The following is an 18888-nucleotide window of genomic DNA, read 5'->3' on the forward strand; positions in this document are numbered from 1 at the left end:
CTCGTCACGAACAGGCGCAGGGGAAGCACAGCCCCGGGGGCGGCCATCTGACGCTCCGCCAATGATCGCCGTGACTGTCCGGCCTAGATCAAGAGGTAGAGTCCACGGTCATGGCCTGCGCTAGGAGTTCGTCGCGGGTCGCCTCGCTCATGAGGGTGAGGTTGTACAGATGCTCAATCGTGGCATGGCGACTGACCTGCAACCTGGAAGCGATCGCCTTGATGACTTCCGGTTCGTCGATGGGGTCCGGCTGATCCGCGATGGCCCGCTGCACCAGTACGGTGGGCATCAGGAACATGGCGGCGAAAGCGTTCGCGCGACGCTCGATACTTCTGGGCGCCCATGGGCCGCTCGCTATGGCCAGTTTCCGCCCTCGCGCTCTGTCGAACAGCAGATGGCACAGTTCATGTGCCATGCTGAATCGTTTGGCACGATGGTTGCGGAATGACAGGGACGACTCGTTGTGCACTACCGTCGGCCGGTGCTGAGGGCCGACAATGGAGCAGGCTCGTATGTCATGGTCTTGCAGCTTTCGAGATATGACTGTCACATCGAGCTGTTTGAGCAGCCCTTCTACGTCGACCCAGCCGCCAGAGATATCGAGATCGAGTTCTTCGTGGACCCGCTCCGCGAGGTCGTATCCCTGTTCCCAGTCCGGGATGGCAGGGTCAGGCCCGGTGTTGCGGCTCAGGCTCTCCAAATCAGTGGCATCGACAGTCCTGGAATGTTGCGTCACCAATATCGACGCCAACGTCCGGACGTCCTCGTGTGTGATCGTGGGCGCGACAGAACTGAACAGAAGAGCCGCGTGACAGGAACCCCTGACCACGAGCGGCGACTCTTCAACGGCGAGGGCCTCGGCCACTCCTTCGGTGTCCCCGGTCGCTTCGAGCGTGGCGACGATCTCATCCCATCGCCCGCGCACGTCGTCGGCCGGAGTGCCGCTAGCTAGGCGAGTTCCCAGGGTGGGAAGTGTCCGAAGGCCGGCGAGCCAGTCGAGCCTGGCATCGTGCTGGGCCGGTAGCCGCAAGCTGTTGATTCGTTCACGGAGTTCTATGAGTCTGAGGCTTTCGGGGTGCATTTCGAGTAGATGATCCGTGGCGGCTCGCAAGACCTCGTACAGTGACCGTGCCACCTGCTCCGGATCAAGGTAGGCGACGCCGTGACTCGCACTATGGTGAAATCCCTGCGGTGAACCCGCCAGTGGCTCATCGTCCCAGCTGACCTCAATGGCATCTCGAAATCGGCGAATGACCACGTTAGGGAACAAGCCGCCGGCGCGCGCCGCTCGCAGAGCATGTCGTTCATGCCATTGGTACCACTCTTCTTCCCAAGCGAGAATGTCCGCCTCTTCGGCGAGGGGGGGAGCGTTGCGAGTGACGATCAACGCTGTCGCCGCAGGCCCCTCCACGTTCCGGTTCGGTAGCTTCTCTTCATGGAGCAGCGGGTTCCAGTGGTCGGCTATCCATTCAAGGACGGTGAGCAGATACCAATGCGTACTCTGGAGTGGCTCTCCTTGGCTCACATGCGCACACAGGTTCTGTCCGTCTGCCCAGATCTGCAGGGCGCCCCAGGAGGTGGACTCTTCCGCTGTCGCCGCTGAACCGTCATCAGGGTCGGGCATGAACGCAAGACGGACAGCGAAACCGTCGGTGCTGCCCGCGAATCTCTCCCATGTGATGGTCATCGGTTACGACGCCTTCTCGCTCGCTGAACCGTTCTTCGGTCGATTATCTCTACCGCTATCCACTGGGAGATCAAACGTGGTGGTACCTCATGCCAGTCGACGGGGTAGCCATGCCACCTGCCTTCAGCATGTTCCTGCGCGCAGTAGGCGAGGGTCCCATCGGTCGCATAACGCTTCTTGCCTTCGAGGTCACTCTGAGCTAACAGGCCGGGACCATCCGCGTCGCGCGGACAAATGGAACCGTGCCGACCGGGGCTGGGGATGGGCTTGTGCTTAGGGTTGGGTTCATAGGTAAGGGCGTACGTCTCGACCTCATCCTTAGAATGCCCCACATCGCTGTCCGTCACGCACGGTCCTCCCTCATCGAACGTGTCAAGAGCGACATCCCCATGCCTCTGCCGAAGCCCTCGTCGGCGCAGCTCGTACTGGGCCGGAGCGTCAGGCGCGCGGCCGTGGACATTTTCGCATCCGTGACGTCGACGGTGGGCGGATCGCTCCGCGTACACGAACTGGAGCGCCTACTAATTCCCGATGTTTCCGGGAGAGCCTTGTACCGGCGGAGTGGTGGATTACGGCGCCGGGCACAGCAGCGGGTCGGTGACGCCGCCAGGGCAGGCCAGGTGAGAGATGTCCCAGCCGGCACGGCGGGCTCCCGCACGGTAGGCGCTCTCGTAGAAGGCGAGCACGGCGGCGTGCGGATCGCTGTCGGCGCGGGCGTCGGCATGGCGCAGCACCGCGAGGTGGCTGCCGCCGCGCTCCGTCCACCGGGCCGCCGGCGGCAGCAGCGGCTCGTTCGCGAGCCCTTCGGGCTCCGGGGCGGTGTAGGAGTAGAAGGCCGGTTCGGGAAAGGTGTCGTCGCCGAACCAGAACCCCGAGCTGATCACTTCGCGCGAGTACGCCTCACGGGTCACCGGGTCGGCGTCGGGAGACGGGTCGACCCGGCGGTCGGAGAACCGGCTGCAGGCGATGTCGAAGGTGTGCCAGAAGTGGTGGACCGGGCTGATCTTCCCGGAGAAGCTCGCGGCGAACTCCTCCAGCAGAAGGTTCACCTGGCTGAGAACCCGCCAGTAGCCGGTCACCATGTCGTGCTCGTAGGTCGCGTGCTCGGTGTCCTCGGCGAACGGCCGGTCCGCGTCGGGCAGGTCGAACGGACGGGGATTCTCGATGCGCACGTCGATCCCCAGGTCGGCCAGCGCGTGCATGGTGTCCCCGTAGAAGGTCGCCACCGATCGCCCGTACAGGGGGAAGGAGACCGCCTGGCCGTCGAGCCGCGTGATCTCCAACTGGTGGCCGACGAAGTCGAAGTCGATGGTGAAGACGGGGTTGCCGTCGGCCTGCCCCATCGGCCGGGTGGTGAGCCCGCGTCCGGTGAGGTGGAACGGCGCGTTCCACCAGTGGTTGCGCCGCACGCCGGCGGCGAGCCTGATCTTGCCCACGATCTGGGCGAAGCGGTGCAGCGTCGCCTTGGTGTCCTGCCACTCCGCCAGCGGGACCTGCGTGAACAGCTCCATGACACCAGCCTGCCCTACCCGTGCCGCGTGCCGTCGCGCGACTCCCCGTCCATCCCGTCAAGACGCTGACGGCTTTTCGTGAAGTCAAGGGCCGGCGGGCCGGCGCCACCGTAAGATCGCCAACAGACGGGAGGTGTGGAGATGTCGGTCAATGACCCGCTAGTTCCGGGAATCGACCCGTCGATTCCGAGTGTGGCGCGAATGTACGACTATTACCTGGGCGGTAAGGACAACTTCGCGTCCGACCGGCAGGCGGCCGAGAAGATGATCGAACTCGTGCCCAACATCCGCCAGGTCGCCCGGCACAATCGCGAGTTCCTCGGCCGGGCCGTGCGACTGCTGGCGGAGTCGGGCATCCGGCAGTTCCTCGACATCGGCGCCGGGCTGCCCACGCAGCGCAACGTCCACCAGGTCGCGCGGGAGGCGGCCGAGGACGCCAAGGTCGTCTACGTCGACAACGATCGCATCGTGCTGGCTCACGCTCGCGCGCTGCTCGCCGACAATCCCAACACGGTCGTGGTCCAGGGCGACGTCAACACACCCCAGCGGATCCTCGATGACCCGGACGTCCTGCGGCACCTCGACTTCTCCCAGCCCGTGGCCGTGCTGATGCTCGCGATACTGCACTTCGTGCCGGACGACGGGAAGGCGAGGGCGATAGTCGGCAGGTTCCGCGAGCGCATGGTGCCCGGCAGCCATCTGGTGATCTCGCACGGCTACACCGGCGAGGTCCGCGGCCGCACCAACGAGCAGGTCCGCGCTCTGTACAACAGGACCGCGACGGGCTCGATCAAGTCACGCGACCACGCCGAGATCGCCCACTACTTCGAGGGCATGGAGCTCCTCGAACCCGGCTTGGTGCCGGTGTCCGCCTGGCGGCCGGAGTTCGAGCCGGACGCCGAGATCGACCTGACCAAGCCCACCGTCCTCGGCGGCGTCGCCCGCCTCCCCGGCTGACCGCCGTCTTCGCCGCCGGATCGTGTTCTTCCCACGTGAATCACGGCGTTGCCGAAGTCGCCGCCAGATGAATGGGCGAATGTCCGCGAAGCGATCGGAGCTTGTTACGGGCATGTCTGCTCGGTGATGCGCCGGCCACACAACACCGGTCTCCCCGTTTCCGGCGTGGAACGGTGAATGGTCATCCTCACATCAATGGCGGTGGTTCAACCGTTGAGGAGGAGACATCATGGCGTCGATCTACGATCAGGTCGGGGGAGCGAACGCGGTCGCGGCGGTCGTCGAGGAGTTCTACACCCGTGTCATCGCCGACCCGTCGCTCGCGGGTCACTTCGACGGCACCGACATGGCCCGCCTCAAGGCGCACCAGCGGAGCTTCGTCGCCGCCGCGCTCGGCGGTCCTCAGCAGTACCGCGGCAGATCGATGGACCAGGCGCACGCGGGCCTCGGCATCACCGCGCAGGACTTCGACTCGGTGGTCGGCCACCTGGCCGCGGCCCTGAGCGCCTGCGGGGTCTCGGCCGAGACCATCGGCACCATCGCCTCCGCCCTCGCTCCCTTGAAAGCACAGATCGTCCAAGGTCAGGCCGCCGCCTGACCGCCCGCCACTCGCCACCGAAGCGGGCTCAAAGGGAGATCCCGTCTCCCTTCAACCCTTGAACGAAAGCTTGCCACTCCCCAGCAGCACAGAAAATCACCGTCCCCTCGGGATTTTTGCTGTCCCGAACGGCCCACCCACCGGTAGGTAGCCCCGCCACCTCGACACAGTTTCCGGTCTGCCCGCTGTGAGCGCTCTTGCGCCAGGTCAGGCGGGGGGAATCCATCCCTTGACTCCTTATGTGTCTAGGTCAGGCCGTCGGCCGCCCGTTTCACCAGGCTGATCGAATCGTCCGGCGAAAGAGCGATCGCCCGAAGCCTTTCGAAAGCGATTGTATAGGCCGAAATGTCATCTCGTTCTTCCAGGTAGAAGTCACCGGTCAGCGTTTCCACATAGACCGTCAGAGCGTTACCGGGCAGATCCAGGATGACGAACGAGCCTGACGTGCCCGCGTGGGCGCCGGCGGTGAATGGAACGACCTGCAAGGTGGTCTTGCCTTCGTCCGCGGCCGTGACCAGATGCCGCAACTGTGCGCGCATGATGTGAGGCCCACCCACCATTCGGCGAACGGCCGCCTCGTCGATCACAACCCACAGACGAGGGCGCTCTTCCCTGGTGAGGATGTTCTGACGAGTGAGCCGGACTTCGACGAGTCGCTCTATCTCGTCCTTCCCGAGTTCCCGGGCCCCGCCTTTGGTGACAGCCCTGGCGTAGTCGGCTGTCTGGAGCAGGCCTGGAATGGTCACGGGCTCGAAATTGTGCAGGGAGATAGCGCCTGCTTCGAGCCCAATGTAGACCTCGTACGGATTGGGAACGACATCTCTGAACGAATGCCACCAGCCTCGTTCACGCGCTTCGCGGGCGAGTTGGACGAGGCCGTCGCGCTCGTGACCTGTCACGCCGTAAAGCGTGAGCAGCTCACGGACGCTCCGAGGCTGGGGCTTGGAGCGTCCGGTCTCGATCCGGAAGACGGTCGACGGCGACCATTCGAGCCGGCGGGCGGCCTCCTCCCGGCTCAGCCCGGCGGCCTCACGATGCTTGGTCAGTTCGAGTGCCAAGCGTCGCGCCCGCAGGGTCGGACTGGAACCTTGGACGCTTCTTCCAGGTCTGTCCATGCCCTACCTCCACTCGCCTTTTTTCGTACGCACTATTGCATGTGACATTCTGTTAGTGCATGATGACGCAAGGTTGCCATGGAGTGGCCGGTCCTGGGGCTCGAATGCCAAAGATCGCCGACTACAGGAGGACGAAGTCCGCCGGATGCTGCGAACACCCGGCGGACTTCTTGAAACGGACAGTGGAGGTCCGATCCCATGGGGGAGCTTACAAGGGCTGCTCGTGCCCACCGGGTGTGCCGCTTCGTGCATCCGCGACTGGACGAGAGTCATCCTTCGGAGCAGGCATGAGCGGGCGGCATCGGAGGAAGGCCGGTAGTGATGTCCGTCCTGTCCCATCCTTTCATCTCCGGCAAGGAGTTTCCGTGATCGCCGAATCGGACGGGCTGCGTACCGTTTGCTGGGATCTGCCGTGTGACGCGGCCGTCATCGGCAGGGCGCGGAGCATGGTGCGGGGCACGTGCCGCGGGTGGGCCGTGCCGGAGGCGGTCACCGACGACATCGTGCTCGTGGTCGGCGAGCTGCTGGGCAACGCCGTCGTGCACGGAAGGCCGCCGGTCCGGCTTTCCGTCTGGGCGACCGAGGACGACCTCTGTGTCCGGGTCACCGACCACGGCCCCGACGACCCGCGCCGCCTCCACCTCAGCCCTGAGGCCATACACGGCCGGGGGCTGGTGATCGTGGAGGCGCTGGCGGATCGGTGGGGCGTCGTCCACACAGCCGACGAGACCGGCACCGGCAAGACCGTCTGGGCCGCCTGGCGCCGGACGCGCCAAGACCCCGGCGCACGGCATGCCCAGGAGACCGACCGGGCGGACACGACCGAACGATGAGATCAGGGGCCGCACGAAGGATTCTGTGCCTGGCCGGCGAGTCGGACAGGCACAGGATTCGGCATGCCGATGGGGCGCGCACCCGTTGATGGACCGGGCATCGGGTTCACTGACGGACGTGGCTCGGCGGCCCTTCAGGAGGGGTTCAGTACATCGCCGTGCCGGTGAAGGCGACCTGGTCGTAGTCGCGGGCGGACGAGTCGTGGCTCGCCATCGCGCCCTGATGGCCGGTGGCGGAGCCGGATGGCAGGTGGTCGGCGGTGAGCACGGCGGGCGGCCTGGGTTCGAGATCCGGGCAGTTCGGCGTCGATGGCGGCCGTCTCGGCCTCGCCGAGAAGCAGGGCGGCGTCCTCGGCCCCGTCCCGGGACATGAGCTGGAAGCGCAGGTGGGTGGGCGGATTATGGGGCGAAGCGCCCGGTACAGTCCATCAGCCGCGAGGCCGGGTCTCGGCGGTCCCGTACCCGCCGGCCGCCGATGGGGCCGGAAGGAGGAGGAGGCGACGGTCAGGAGGCGACGGTAAGGACCTCCATGATGTGGCCGTCGGGGTCGTCGAAGTAGACCGCGCGCCCGCCGCGCCAGGTGTTGACCTCCCCGTGGCGCTTGGGCTCGTGGGGCTCGGCGTAGTAGTCCAGGCCCGCCCGCTCGATCCGGTCGAAGATCTGGTCGAACTCGGCCTCGCTGACGGCGAAGGCGTAGTGGTGCGGTGAGATCTCCTCGACGCCTCTGTCGGCGAAGTTCGCGTCGGCGAAGTCGAGAGTGGTCAGCTCGCCGACGCGCACCGGCACGAACGGACCCATCGGCGCCCCCACAGGCAGTCCGAGGATGTCCGCCAGAAAGCGGGCCGAGGCCCCTTTGTCGCGTGCCGGGACGATCGTGTGGTTGAGAGAGATCGCCATGGTCATGTCCTCTCCTGCGGGGGCGGTCGGCGAGGGTCTCCAGGATGATCGGCCGTCGCCGAGAGAGCGGACGGCGAATGACGCGGCGGCCGCCCGTCATCGGAACCGTTCCCGTCCGCGCGCGGGTCATGCCACGTGCCGCGCCTCGGCCGAAGGCCCGTTTCCAGGTCCGGCCGGGCTCGCGGAGCGGAAGGCGGAGACAGCGGAGACACGGTGCAACCTTTCGCCGCGCGGGTCCCGTTGGGTACGTGCGAGAGGAGAGAGCACATTGGATCAGTCGACCTGGCCGACGCGGCCATCGCGATCCACCGGCGCAGGCGGCGGATCAGGCTGGCGGTGGCCGGCGTCGCCACGGTCGCGGCGCTGGTGACGGCGACGGCGACGGCGGGCACGCTGACGGTCTGGCCGGGACGCGATCACACGATCACGCCGCGGCGCGCCGACACGGTGTCCGACCTGCCCGGCGGCCGGGTCGGGGCGATCGAGTACGCCTACCAGCCGTCCTGCGAGCGCGACGAGAAGACGTTCGAGCTCGACTGCGATGGCGTGGAGTGGCGGGTGGTCACCCAGAGCGGCAAGACCTACAGAGTGCCGCGGGCGCTGGTCTCGTCCTCCAAGGGGAAGGCGCCCGTCGCGATCAGCCGGGACGGGCGCATGCTCGCCTACTACGACCTCGGCGCCCAGGCGCATGTGGTCCGTGACCTGATGACCGGCGCCGAGGTGACCTCCCCTGTGCAGGTGGAGGAGAGCCGGATCGGTATGGACTCCACGCTTGTGGTCTCCGACGACGGCCGGTACGTGGCGTTCGACCCGCGCGTGGGAAGCGAGGATCCGGGCCTGCTGATCGACATGCTGACCGGTGACACGGTGTCGATACCCGCCCAGTACGACCCCATCAGCATCAAGGATGGCGTCGTCGAGCTGGTCCGGTACAAGAAGACCGACCTGTGGATGATGCCGGTCAAGGGCGGAGGCGCGCCGGTGCGCTTCGGTGGGGTTTTCGTCATGTTCAGCGAACTTTCGCCGGACGACCGTACGGTGGTCGCCGTCGAAAACTCGGAGTGGCCCAGAAGCCTGCTCACCCTGCTGGACGTCAAGACCGGACGGATCCTGCGGAAGGTGCCCATCCATGGCCTGCCGAAGGACGGCATGATCGGCGGCCCCATCGTCTGGCTGAGCGGATCCGAGGTCACGGTCTTCGTCCGTGACACGGCCTTGGCGCACCGATACACCTACGCGGTCGACATCAGAACCGGGCAGGCCCGCCGTTGGTTCGACTACTCGGCCGTGAGCGCACGGACCCTGAAACTGCCCGGCAGCGCCGCCGACTGGACGTAGCCGACCCGGTGGCACACGTATCGGCGCTGCCGCTCACGGCAGCCGGTCGATCTGGCCTGGTGCGGGCAGGCGGCCAGATGAGAGCCGCTTCTCCAGCGCGTCGACGAGCCGGCCCATCGCCGGCTTGGTGCGGGGGAAGCGGTGAGCAGCGCTGTAGAGCAGGCCCGCACACGGCCGTCCCTGCGTGAGTCTCTGGACTCGTAGGATCTCGAAGTCACGGACGTTCTCGGTAAGAACACAGCGATTTCGGCCAATCGCCAGCTCGATCACGCCGTCGTCCGGAGTGCCTGGCCCCGCCTCACACTCCGCGACCGCGACCACGTCGTAACCCCTGGCCCTGAGTTCAGCCGCCAGATACGGCGCGAACATCTCGTCCAGCAGAAGCGGTGCGCTCACGAGGCCAGCAGGCCCTGCTCACGGCGCCACCGCTCCTCCGCGGCCGCGGAGGCATGCTCGGCGGCTTTGATCTGCTCGTCTATTTCCTCGGGGTAGGCCGACCAGTAGCGAATCGCGACTGTGACCTGTTGTGACGTGACGCCCGAGTGTTCGCTCACCATCTGGACGATCTCCTGGGCGGACGCCTCCGCGTCTGCCGCACGAGTGGTCTTGACCGCTTGGACGATCTCCCAGACGTCCGGGCCGTTCACCGTCACGGCGCGCCGTCCAGAAGGCCCGGATCGGAAGATGACGCCAGGATGCTCTTCCATCCGCAGTGCCTCCGCGACGAGCAGGTTCACCGCGGCGGACACGGAGAGACCGGGATGCTCCATCACGAACCGCGCGAGCTTATCGAGTACGGCTTCTTCGAACCTGATCGACCTTGGAGTCGGTGCCATGACTACATCGTAGTCAGACGTCAGGACGGAACGTGCTCATATCGACACGGAGCATATCCGGCGTCCCGAACTCGGATCCCAGATCAGTCGAAGGTCAGTTCCTCGGTCTTGCGGGGCATGAGGAGGAAGGCGCCGACGCTGAGGACGGCTACTGCGAGGACCGTGAGGAAGACGTGGTGGCTGGCGTCGTAGAGGGCCTGGCGGACGAAGCCGGCCGTGGCCGACTGGGCGGTGGCCGTGCTCTGGGCTCCAAGCACCAGGCTGGTGGCGTCGAGGCTGTTCGGCAGCTTGCCGGCCAGGACGGCGGGCGGGTGGGCGAAGCGGTCTGACAGGGTGGCGTTGGAGATGGCGCCGAGGACGGCCGCGCCGACCGCGCTGCCGATCGAGCGGCTGAACATGTTCGTGGCCGTGACGACCCCGCGGCGGTCCCAGCCGACGACCGACTGGATGGCGACCATCGTGGGGCTGGAGGACAGGCCGAGGCCGGCGCCGACGACGAAGCACGCCGCCGCGACCTGCCAGACCTGTGCGTTCCTGCCGAGGAAGGCGCACATCACGGCCCCGATGAGGACCACGGCGGCGCCGATGAGCGCGGTGTCGCGAAAGCCGATGCGCATGTAGATGCGGCCGGAGAAGGTCGCCGCCAGCGGCCAGCCGATGGTGAGGGCGGCCAGGGCGAAGCCCGCCACCAGGGCGCCGGTGCCGAGCACGCCTTCGGCGAAGGTCGGTACGTAGGAGGTGAGGCCGATCATGAGGGCGCCGACGCTGAGGCCCACGAGGTTGCCGCCGATGAGGACGCGGCGCTGGAAGACCCACAGCGGCAGGATGGGCTCAGCCGCCCGGCGTTCCACCAGCACGAACACGACGAGCAGCACCAGTCCGGACCCGAAGATCATCAGGCTGGGCGCCGACCCCCAGCTCCAGGCGACGCCGCCTTCGAGCAGCGCGAGAATGATCAGGGAGGACCCCGCGGTGAGCAGCGCCGCGCCGAGATAGTCGATCTTGTGGCTGCTGCGCGTGACCCGCTCCTTGAAGCGGCGGGCGAGCATCCAGGCGGCGATCGCGCCGAGCGGCAGGTTGATGAAGAAGATCCAGCGCCAGGAGACGTACTCGGAGAACAGGCCGCCGAGCGTCGGGCCGATGACGGCGGACACGCCCCACACGCTGGCCACGTACCCCTGCACGCGGGCGCGTTCTTCGACGGAGTACAGGTCGCCGACCATCGTGATGCTCATGGGCTGGACGGCCCCGGCCCCGATGCCCTGGAGGGCGCGGAAGAAGATGAGCGCCGGCATGCTCCAGGCGACGCCGCACAGCACCGACCCGAGGAGGAACACGGCGATGCCGAAGAACATGACGGGCTTGCGCCCGAAGATGTCGGCGAACTTCCCGTACAGCGGCACGGTGACCGCCTGGGTGAGCAGGTAGATCGAGAACAGCCAGGGGAACTGGGAGAAGCCTCCCAGGTCGCTGACGACCGAGGGCACCGCCGTCGCGATGATCGTGCTGTCGAGTGCGACCAGGCCGGTGCAGAGCATGATGGCGGCGAGTACCGGACCGCGCTCCGACCTGAGACCGATGCCTTTGGAGGTCGTTACCGTCGTCACGTCGGAAGGTTCTCCTTGTGCGTTGGTCCTGAACGGCGAAGCGGACGCCCCTCGCCGACGGCGTGAGCGTCCTAAAAGTACGCAACTCTGTCATCACCGTTCAGATTCCCCATAACCGCATAAGTACGGCGAATGCCGTACACGGTCACAAGAAAGACAGCGTCAAGGTTGCCTGGACGCTCGATTCGCCTGGTTGCGGGAGTCCGCGCAGGTCAGCTGCGGCGCAGCAGCATCGGGCCGACGCGCGAGCGCGTATTCGCCTGGAAGTCGGCGGTGTCGTTGACCCGGGGGAAGGGCTCGTCGGGCACCGGCACGCCGAGGAACTCGCACAGCGGCTCCCACCCCTGGCGGACCTCGAAGACGAGCAGCCGCTCGGGCGGGATCGCCGCCTTGACCTCCTCGGTGTGCGCCTGGAACCTCTTGATCATGTGCTCGTCGTCGTCCGGGCGCCCGCCGAGTTCACGGTCGGTGACGATCAGCCGCGTCATCTCCATGAAGGCCGCGAAGTCGGTGCCCAGCAGCGAGGAGATCCCTAAGATCATTTTCCCGGACAGCGTGGAGCCGCGCTCGCGCTGTTTGAGGATGGTCGCCCTCATGCTCTGCAGCCATCGCGCCGGGTCGCGCACGGTCAGCACGACCTTGGCCTCGGGGTAGTGCTCGGCCAGCTCGCGCCAGTACGCGGCCGCCGGCCAGTCCACGCACGACTGGTAGCCCGCGAGGACGGAGTCCCAGTCGGCGCTCTCTCCCCGGGCCACGGCGAGCCAGGGCCTGACCTGCCCGGGGTTGTTGAACACCTCTGTCATGTGGTGACAGGGCCCTAACCCCAGCCGCTCCAGCGCCGTCTTCAGCGTCAACGTCCCCGTACGCCCGAACCCCGCCCCGATGACCCGCATAATCCACACCATTCCGATGGGAAACTGCCGATTACGTCTATGTGCAATGTTTCACCGGTCGAGGGATTTGGACAAGCCTGTCATGGTCATCCAGATCCGGCTGAACGCCTGGGCCGCTCTGCCGGGGGGTCATGCGGCTACTCTTACCCTAGATCGTGATCTTTGGTCGTAGAAAGTCATGTTTGATGCTTATATAGGGTTTTGTCGACATATGTGAAGTATCGCCCGGAAGGCAAGCAGGAGACGGTCCATTCGAGCGGAGTGCTCGATCAGGGGCCGGTCCTGCCTGCGGGCGTCTCGTTCTGCGGCCTCGCGCTTCTGGGCCGCCCTCGCGGCTGTGACTCGCTCATGCGAGTCACAGCCGAATGACCTGATCATCCGTGGCCGGGATCGTGCGCGTCAGTTGGGTGGCTCGGCATAGCCGGCCGTCATCGGCGAGTCGGCCGAACATGTAGATCTCGGTGGCGATGACGTTCCCCTTGCGCATTGACGCGATCAGCCGGTAGCGCGCAGCGACCCGGTCGCCATCGACGATTGCCTCGTCCACCTCAACCTGAACGGCAGTCGCCCGTTTGCGGGCGGGGCGGATGTGGTCGAGCAGCCGCTTCCGGTCAAGGAGAATCCCATCGTTGACGAGCTCGTAGTCGGAGGTGTGATACCGATCCATGACCGTTTCCGGCTCCTCGTCGCCGAAGGTGACCTCGTGGGGGTAGCGGGTCAAGTACCCGGTCAGATCAGTCGCGGGCGTTATGCGCGTGCCGGCCATGCGTACCTCCGGAAGTGTGGTCGGCGCGACGCGAGCGCGCCCCTCGCTTATCTCTGACAGCCGTGTCCAAGATATCGCCATAGGTTACCCTTGACAACCGTGTCTGAGATAATCAGCGACAGGCCCAGGCGTCGTCGCCGTTCCGACGCCGACCGCAGCGCCACCGCCGTGCTCGAGGCAGCGGTAAGGGTGCTGGGCCAGCGGCCCGACGCGAGCGTTGAAGAGATCGCGGCCGCGGCGGGGGTGGCCCGCCAAACGGTCTACGCCCACTACCCCTCGCGGCAATCGCTGCTGAGCGCGGTGATCGACCAGATCACGAATGACGTCATCGCCGCGATCGACGCCGCCGACATCGACGCCGGCCCGGCGGGCGCAGCTCTCTTGCGATGGCTGGACACCAGTTGGCACCTCTTGGAGCGATATCCGTTGCTGCTGCACCCGTCAGTGGCGACGATCGACCCGCAGAAGTCCCACGAGAGGCACGCTCCGATCGCCGACCGGCTGCAGAGGCTGATCCGACGCGGCCAGGACACCGGGGAGTTCGACCCCGCTCTCTCGCCAACCTGGCTGCTGGCGGCCACGATGGCGCTGGGGCATGCGGCCGGGGACGAGGTGGCCGCCGGCCGGATGACCTCCGCGCAGGCCGGCGAGGCACTGCGGGAGAGCGTCCGGCGCCTGTACAAGACGGCCGATTGAAGAGGAGGAGCAGCCGCCACCGTTCGCGGTACGGCGTGTCCCGCTTCGCTCAGATCATGACGTGGGCTTCGGGGTGACCGACGAAGCAGAACTGGGCGTTGCGGGTGAGCTTGTAGTCCTGGGCCTTCCAGGTGTGGGCGGAGGCGTCGGCGCCGCGCATGTAGACGAAGTTGAAGCGGTCCGCCGAGTAGATGCGGACGCCCTCCTCCTTGCACCGGCGGACCAGCCGGGTGTCCTCGCCGGCGTTGACGGCCTCGAAGGCGAAGGTGCGCAGCAGGTCGGCCTTGGCGAGGATCGTGGCGCCCTGCACCAGGTGGGCGTACCGGTGCTCCAGGCCGGGCAGGCGCATGACCGTGGTGTTGGTCGCGGGGAAGTAGGTGTAGTGCGCGCCCTTGCCGACCATCTCGGCGTCGGCGTAGTCGAACGCGCGCAGCAGGTCCGACAGGTAGTGGGCGCCGTAGAGGTTGTCGTCGTCCATCTTGGCGATGTAGTCGCCGTCGGCCTGGGCGATGCCGAGGTTGAGCACCTCGCCGAGCGTGAGGGAGGGGGCGGCGGTGAGCACCTTGACGGCGGGGACGCCGGCGGCGAGGGCCTTGTCGCGCACCACGCCGGGGTCGATGTCCAGGCCGTGCAGGACGAGGATCAGCTCCAGGTCGCGGTGACGCTGCCTTGCGACCTGCGCGATGGCGTGTTCGAGCTGGCCCGCGCGGTTGGTGGGCAGGACGATCGAGACCTGCTTGGCGCGGGAGACGACCGGGCGGCCGAGCGCGGTGAGGATCTGGTCGACGCGGTGGGTGAACAGGTGCTTGTCGAACACCTCGCGCATGGCCAGGTGGGCCTGGCGGGCCCGCAGCTCGGGGCTGTTGATCAGGTAGAGGGCCTGGTTGTAGGCCTCCTCCTGGGTGTGCGCGATCGGGATCAGCGGCCCGAAGGTCTCTTCGATGGCGCGCGACCAGCCTGACAGCACGGTGGTGGAGCACGCCGACAGCTCGAACACCCGGCGGGCGCACATGGTCGGCGAGTCGATCACCGAGTTCACGTTGAGGAAGACCTTGTACATCTTGTAGGCGGCCAGCATCTGCTCATAGGGCAGCTCGCCGACGATGTGCGGGCGGTACTCCTCGGGCCAGGCGTACTTGTCGCCCGCCTTGTCGTTGCGGGCGAAGATGTGCAGGCCGAGCTCCCTGGTAGGAGCGATCACGGTCTCCATCTGCTCGCGCCGTTCGGGGTGCTTGTCGCGGAAGTACATGCCGGCGAAGACGACGTCGTACGGCCGGCCCTGCTTGGTCTGGACGGGGTTGTGCACGCGGGGCTGCGCGGCGAACTGCAGCACGTCCACCCGGTCATGACCCAATATCTCGCGATATTTCGGCACCATGTCGCCGTCGCACGTGTACACGAAGTCGAACAGCTTGGCGGTGTCGATGAAGAACTCGAAGTTCGGCGGGTCCTCCTTGTTCCAGAAGACCGTGGGAATGCCCTGCTCGCGGCACCAGGCGACCAGCTCGCGCAGCTCCTGCTTGGGCGCGTTGGTGCCGGTCATCTGGTAGCGCCAGCGTCCCTGGTTGCCGTGCCAGGCCGACTCGCAGAACAGCACGTCGGGACGCTTGTCGGCGAAGACCTCCTGCCAGTCCTTCAGCCCGAACTCGATCTGGTCCCACTCGTACTTGAACGCCATGCGGGAGAAGTCGTCCAGGATGACCGCGACCTTGAGGTCGGGGCGGTTGACCGGCCCGTCCGGCCAGGCGAGGTTGGGGATCTTGACCTCGGGCGCGTGCGCGAGCACGGCGTCGATGGCCGCCGCGCTCGCGGTGACCGTCGCGGGCGGCTTGGGCGCCTTCTTCGGCTTCATGGCCTGGGACAGGTCGCGGGGGAGCCGTACGAGCCTGGCGGGGCGCTTGGCGCCGGCGAGCGCGGTGCTCACGCGGTAGGGGCGCTGCGCCTTGGTGGCCGACAGCTGCCACTGGGCGTACTCGGCCTTGGCCTCGGCCGTGGCCAGGCGCCGCTCCAGTTCGCGGATGCGGTCTTCGTAGCGCTCGACGACCTTGCGCTCCTCAGGCAGCCAGTTGGCCGCGCCGAGACGCTGGAAACGCGGCTCGTCCGGATTGTTGTGGTCATCGGCCATGGTCGGACTTGCTCCCTCGTTGTCCGGGACTTCCCCCACGCGCGTCACCCCGCATGGCCCGGGAATGTCCGATCGTACGGCGTCCTGGCCTGCGAAGTCCGGTAATTCACCCAAATGTCCAGGTCAGCTACGCGGAACCGTCCCCTGCGACGCGGGCGAGAGGTTGTCGCCGCGCAGCCACGCCTCGATGACGCGGGCGACGCGCGGCCCGGCCTTGCCGTCCCACAGCGGCGGCAGCTCGCCGCTCGGGGTCGCCGCGCCGTCCGCCAGCGCCTTGGACGCGGCGGCGGGCAGCGTCGCCGGGGTGACCAGGCGGTTGGTGCCGTGGGTGATCGTGATCGGCCGCTCGGTGTTCGGCCGGACGGTCAGGCAGGGCACACCGAGCATGGTGGTCTCCTCCTGCACGCCGCCGGAGTCGGTGACGACGAGCGCCGCGCCCCGCACCAGCGACAGGAACTCGACGTACCCGAGCGGGTCGATGATGGCGAGCCCGTCGCCGGTGACCAGGCCCGCCTGCGCCAGCCGCTCGCGCCCGCGCGGGTGCAGCGGCACCACGATCGGCACCTGCTCGCCCACCGCCAGCACGGCCTCGACGAGCTCGCGGGCCGACTCGGGGTCGTCGACGTTCGCCGGGCGGTGCAGGGTGGCCACGGCGTACCGCTCGGGCAGGCCGAGCCGGGCCTTCAGCGGCGCCGGGTCGAGCTTGGGCAGCGCCGAGAACAGGCTGTCGATCATCGGGTTGCCGACCAGGTGCACCTTGGCGGGGGAGACGCCCTCGTTCGCCAGATGGGACAGGCCGTCGGGGCTGGTGACCAGGAGGATGTCGGCGAGCGCGTCGGTGACGACGCGGTTGACCTCCTCCGGCATCTCGCGGTCGAACGACCGCAGGCCGGCCTCGACGTGCGCGGTGGGGATGTGCAGCTTGGCGCACACCAGGATCGCCGCGAGCGTGGAGTTGACGTCGCCGTACACCACCACCAGGTCGGGCCGGTGGGCGAGGACGACCTCCTCCAGGCCGGTCAGCAGCGCGGCCGTCTGGCGCGCGTGGCTGCCGGACCCCACCCCGAGGTTGGCGATCGGCTCGGGCAGGCCGAGGTCGGCGAAGAAGACGTCGGACATGAGCGCGTCATAGTGCTGCCCGGTGTGGACGATGCCCTGCCGGACTCCCAGCTCGTCCAGCGCGCGCACGACCGGCGCGGCCTTGACGAAGTTGGGGCGGGCGCCCAGCACGTGCAGGACGAGGGGATTGTCCCTCATTGACCTCGCCTTTCACCCGGGAGTGGGTCAACTGTTGCCCAGATGGGCCAAGCGTTGCCTATGGTACGGTCACCGCGTGGTTTCCGAGGCCAGCCGGCCCGAGAAGGTCTCCCCCAAGTCGGCTCGCGCCGGCCTGCGCGGCTTCCTCAAGGGCTTCGTCCAGCATCCGGTCATCGTCTCAAGAGTCTTCGTCACCAGGGTCAAGTCCGACCCGATGCGGGTGGCGCAGGCCGCGGCGGAGGCCATGCCGTCACGCCTGCGCCCGGCCGTCGGCAAGGTCGCTTGGCCGGTGGCCCGCGTCGTGCGGGTGACCGCGCGCAAGATCGCCAGACGCATGGCCGACGGCCCGCTCGAAGAGGCCAAGGCCGAGTTCGAGCGCGGCCGCATGACCAAGGCCGTCGAGGTCCTCCGGCCGCACGCGCGCTGGCCGTTCATCCGCCGGCGCATCGCGTACTACGAGGGCGAGAAGGCCGCCATCGGCGCCGCTCCGATCCCGCCGAAGTCCAAGGTGATCGTCGGCGAGCGGGTCGCGGGCCGCGTGCTGCACTGCGTGACCAACGCCCTGCCGTACACGCAGGCCGGGTACACCGTCCGCACCCACCGCATCGTGACCGCCCAGCGCGCCGCCGGGCTCGACCCGCACGTGGTGACGAGCTGGGGCTGGCCGATGCTCCAGGGGCACGCCGACGCCGAGCCGTACGAGGAGATCGACGAGATCCCCTACCACCGCCTGCTGCCGAGCGGCGAGGTGCCGTTCGAGAGCCGCGGCCGCATGATCCGCGGCGCGGGCGAGGTGACCGAGCTGGTCAGGACGCTGCGCCCGCAGGTGCTGCACGCCGCGACCGACCACCGCAACGGCTCGGTGGCGCTGGCCGTGCGCGAGCGCACCGGCACGCCGCTGGTGTACGAGGTGCGGGGCTTCCTGGAGGAGACCTGGGCCTCGCGCGACCCGGCGCGGGTCGGCAGCGAACGCCACCTGCTCCAGCGCGAGCGGGAGGCGCACATCATGCGCTCGGCGAACGCGGTGGTGACGCTGGCCGAGACCATGGCCGCCGAGATCGTCGAGCGCGGCGTCCCCCGCGAGAAGATCTTCCTGGCGCCCAACGCCGTGGACGACACGCTGCTGACCGCCGACTACGACGGCGCGGCGTTCCGGGCGGCGTACGGCATCTCGCCGGCCGAGATCGTGGTCGGCTCGGTGTCGAGCATCGTCGGCTACGAGGGCTTCGCCACGCTGCTGTCGGCCGTCGCGCAGCTGCGCGACGCCAAGACCCCCGTCCGGGTGCTGATCGTGGGCGACGGCGCCGAGCGGCCCGCGCTGCTCGCCCAGGCAGAGAAGCTCGGGCTCGGCGACCTCGCGATCCTGCCCGGCCGGGTGGGCCCTGAGGAGGCGCTCCAGGCCCAGTCGGCCATCGACATCTTCGTCTGCCCGCGCGAGGACCTGCGGGTGTGCCGCCTGGTGACCCCGCTGAAGCCGGTGGAGGCGATGGCGCTGGGCAAGCCGGTGGTGCTGAGCGACCTTCCCGCCCTGTCGGAGCTGGTCGGGTCGGACGGCGCCGGGCTGCTGGTGCCGCCGGGCGACCCCGCGGCGCTGGCCAAGGCGCTCGCCGGGCTGCGCGAGGACCCCGAGCGCCGCGCCGAGATGGGCGAGGCCGGTCGCGCCGAGGTCGCGGCGAAGCGCACCTGGAGCCGCATCGCCGAGAACTACAAGACGCTCTACCAGTCCTTGGCCGGGTGATGGACTCGTGATGACCGCCGTTGAACCATCGCTT

Annotated in this window: 19 protein-coding genes; 6 read left to right on the forward strand and 13 right to left on the reverse strand. The window is 67.8% G+C overall.

The window, feature by feature from the left end; translation table 11 throughout:
• Window positions 1-88 precede the first annotated feature (88 nt).
• Window positions 89-1687: an ImmA/IrrE family metallo-endopeptidase gene (locus ACZ6QO_RS09780; protein ID WP_465849316.1), complete on the reverse strand. Its 1599-nt coding sequence runs from the start codon at window positions 1685-1687 to the stop codon at window positions 89-91.
• Window positions 1688-2256: 569 nt separating this feature from the next.
• Window positions 2257-3198, reverse strand: a complete 942-nt coding sequence (locus ACZ6QO_RS09785; RefSeq protein ID WP_465849318.1) for a DUF5996 family protein — start codon at window positions 3196-3198, stop codon at window positions 2257-2259.
• A gap of 141 nt (window positions 3199-3339) precedes the next feature.
• Here ACZ6QO_RS09785 and ACZ6QO_RS09790 point away from each other — a divergent pair, with 141 nt between their 5' ends.
• A complete protein-coding gene (locus ACZ6QO_RS09790; protein ID WP_465849320.1) occupies window positions 3340-4155 on the forward strand; it encodes an SAM-dependent methyltransferase in 816 nt (271 codons plus the stop codon).
• 229 nt (window positions 4156-4384) lie between these two features.
• Window positions 4385-4753 (forward strand): group I truncated hemoglobin, encoded by a 369-nt coding sequence (locus tag ACZ6QO_RS09795; RefSeq protein ID WP_465849321.1) that lies wholly within the window; start codon window positions 4385-4387, stop codon window positions 4751-4753.
• Window positions 4754-4781: 28 nt separating this feature from the next.
• Here the strand turns inward: ACZ6QO_RS09795 and ACZ6QO_RS09800 are convergent, their stop codons facing one another.
• Window positions 4782-4979, reverse strand: coding sequence for a DUF397 domain-containing protein (locus ACZ6QO_RS09800; RefSeq protein ID WP_465849322.1), 198 nt, complete (start codon window positions 4977-4979; stop codon window positions 4782-4784).
• Between the two features lie 19 nt (window positions 4980-4998).
• Window positions 4999-5811 carry a helix-turn-helix domain-containing protein gene (locus tag ACZ6QO_RS09805; RefSeq protein WP_465849324.1) on the reverse strand — a complete coding sequence of 271 codons (813 nt, stop codon included), beginning with the start codon at window positions 5809-5811 and terminating at the stop codon, window positions 4999-5001.
• 422 nt (window positions 5812-6233) lie between these two features.
• Between ACZ6QO_RS09805 and ACZ6QO_RS09810 the strand changes: the two genes are divergently transcribed.
• On the forward strand, window positions 6234-6701 hold the full coding sequence (locus ACZ6QO_RS09810) for an ATP-binding protein (protein WP_465849326.1): 468 nt from the start codon (window positions 6234-6236) through the stop codon (window positions 6699-6701).
• A 145-nt stretch (window positions 6702-6846) separates the two neighbouring features.
• Here ACZ6QO_RS09810 and ACZ6QO_RS09815 read toward each other — a convergent pair whose 3' ends face one another.
• Window positions 6847-6969 (reverse strand): hypothetical protein, encoded by a 123-nt coding sequence (locus ACZ6QO_RS09815; protein ID WP_465849328.1) that lies wholly within the window; start codon window positions 6967-6969, stop codon window positions 6847-6849.
• A gap of 236 nt (window positions 6970-7205) precedes the next feature.
• Complete coding sequence (locus tag ACZ6QO_RS09820; protein ID WP_465849330.1) at window positions 7206-7604, reverse strand: VOC family protein; 399 nt, start codon at window positions 7602-7604, stop codon at window positions 7206-7208.
• Between the two features lie 207 nt (window positions 7605-7811).
• Here ACZ6QO_RS09820 and ACZ6QO_RS09825 point away from each other — a divergent pair, with 207 nt between their 5' ends.
• On the forward strand, window positions 7812-8936 hold the full coding sequence (locus ACZ6QO_RS09825) for a hypothetical protein (protein ID WP_465849331.1): 1125 nt from the start codon (window positions 7812-7814) through the stop codon (window positions 8934-8936).
• Window positions 8937-8969: 33 nt separating this feature from the next.
• Here ACZ6QO_RS09825 and ACZ6QO_RS09830 read toward each other — a convergent pair whose 3' ends face one another.
• The 5 genes from ACZ6QO_RS09830 to ACZ6QO_RS09850 form a co-directional block, all read right to left on the reverse strand.
• Window positions 8970-9332, reverse strand: a complete 363-nt coding sequence (locus ACZ6QO_RS09830) for a DUF5615 family PIN-like protein (RefSeq protein ID WP_465849333.1) — start codon at window positions 9330-9332, stop codon at window positions 8970-8972.
• Entirely contained in the window at window positions 9329-9772 is a 444-nt protein-coding gene (locus tag ACZ6QO_RS09835) for a hypothetical protein (protein WP_465849335.1), read from the reverse strand. Before ACZ6QO_RS09835 ends, ACZ6QO_RS09830 begins: the two co-directional genes overlap by 4 nt.
• Window positions 9773-9855: 83 nt before the next feature.
• Window positions 9856-11379: an MDR family MFS transporter gene (locus ACZ6QO_RS09840; RefSeq protein WP_465849337.1), complete on the reverse strand. Its 1524-nt coding sequence runs from the start codon at window positions 11377-11379 to the stop codon at window positions 9856-9858.
• A 212-nt stretch (window positions 11380-11591) separates the two neighbouring features.
• On the reverse strand, window positions 11592-12272 hold the full coding sequence (locus tag ACZ6QO_RS09845) for a sulfotransferase family protein (protein ID WP_465849339.1): 681 nt from the start codon (window positions 12270-12272) through the stop codon (window positions 11592-11594).
• Between the two features lie 355 nt (window positions 12273-12627).
• Window positions 12628-13038, reverse strand: a complete 411-nt coding sequence (locus tag ACZ6QO_RS09850; protein WP_465849341.1) for a nuclear transport factor 2 family protein — start codon at window positions 13036-13038, stop codon at window positions 12628-12630.
• Between the two features lie 99 nt (window positions 13039-13137).
• Between ACZ6QO_RS09850 and ACZ6QO_RS09855 the strand changes: the two genes are divergently transcribed.
• Entirely contained in the window at window positions 13138-13734 is a 597-nt protein-coding gene (locus ACZ6QO_RS09855; protein WP_465849343.1) for a TetR/AcrR family transcriptional regulator, read from the forward strand.
• Window positions 13735-13783: 49 nt separating this feature from the next.
• Here ACZ6QO_RS09855 and ACZ6QO_RS09860 read toward each other — a convergent pair whose 3' ends face one another.
• On the reverse strand, window positions 13784-15859 hold the full coding sequence (locus tag ACZ6QO_RS09860; RefSeq protein ID WP_465849345.1) for a glycosyltransferase family protein: 2076 nt from the start codon (window positions 15857-15859) through the stop codon (window positions 13784-13786).
• Window positions 15860-15982: 123 nt separating this feature from the next.
• Window positions 15983-17116: a non-hydrolyzing UDP-N-acetylglucosamine 2-epimerase gene (wecB, locus tag ACZ6QO_RS09865; RefSeq protein ID WP_465849347.1), complete on the reverse strand. Its 1134-nt coding sequence runs from the start codon at window positions 17114-17116 to the stop codon at window positions 15983-15985.
• A 76-nt stretch (window positions 17117-17192) separates the two neighbouring features.
• Between wecB and ACZ6QO_RS09870 the strand changes: the two genes are divergently transcribed.
• Window positions 17193-18854, forward strand: a complete 1662-nt coding sequence (locus ACZ6QO_RS09870) for a glycosyltransferase family 4 protein (RefSeq protein WP_465849349.1) — start codon at window positions 17193-17195, stop codon at window positions 18852-18854.
• Window positions 18855-18888 lie beyond the last annotated feature (34 nt).

The organism is Sphaerisporangium sp. NPDC049457, from assembly GCF_055586705.1.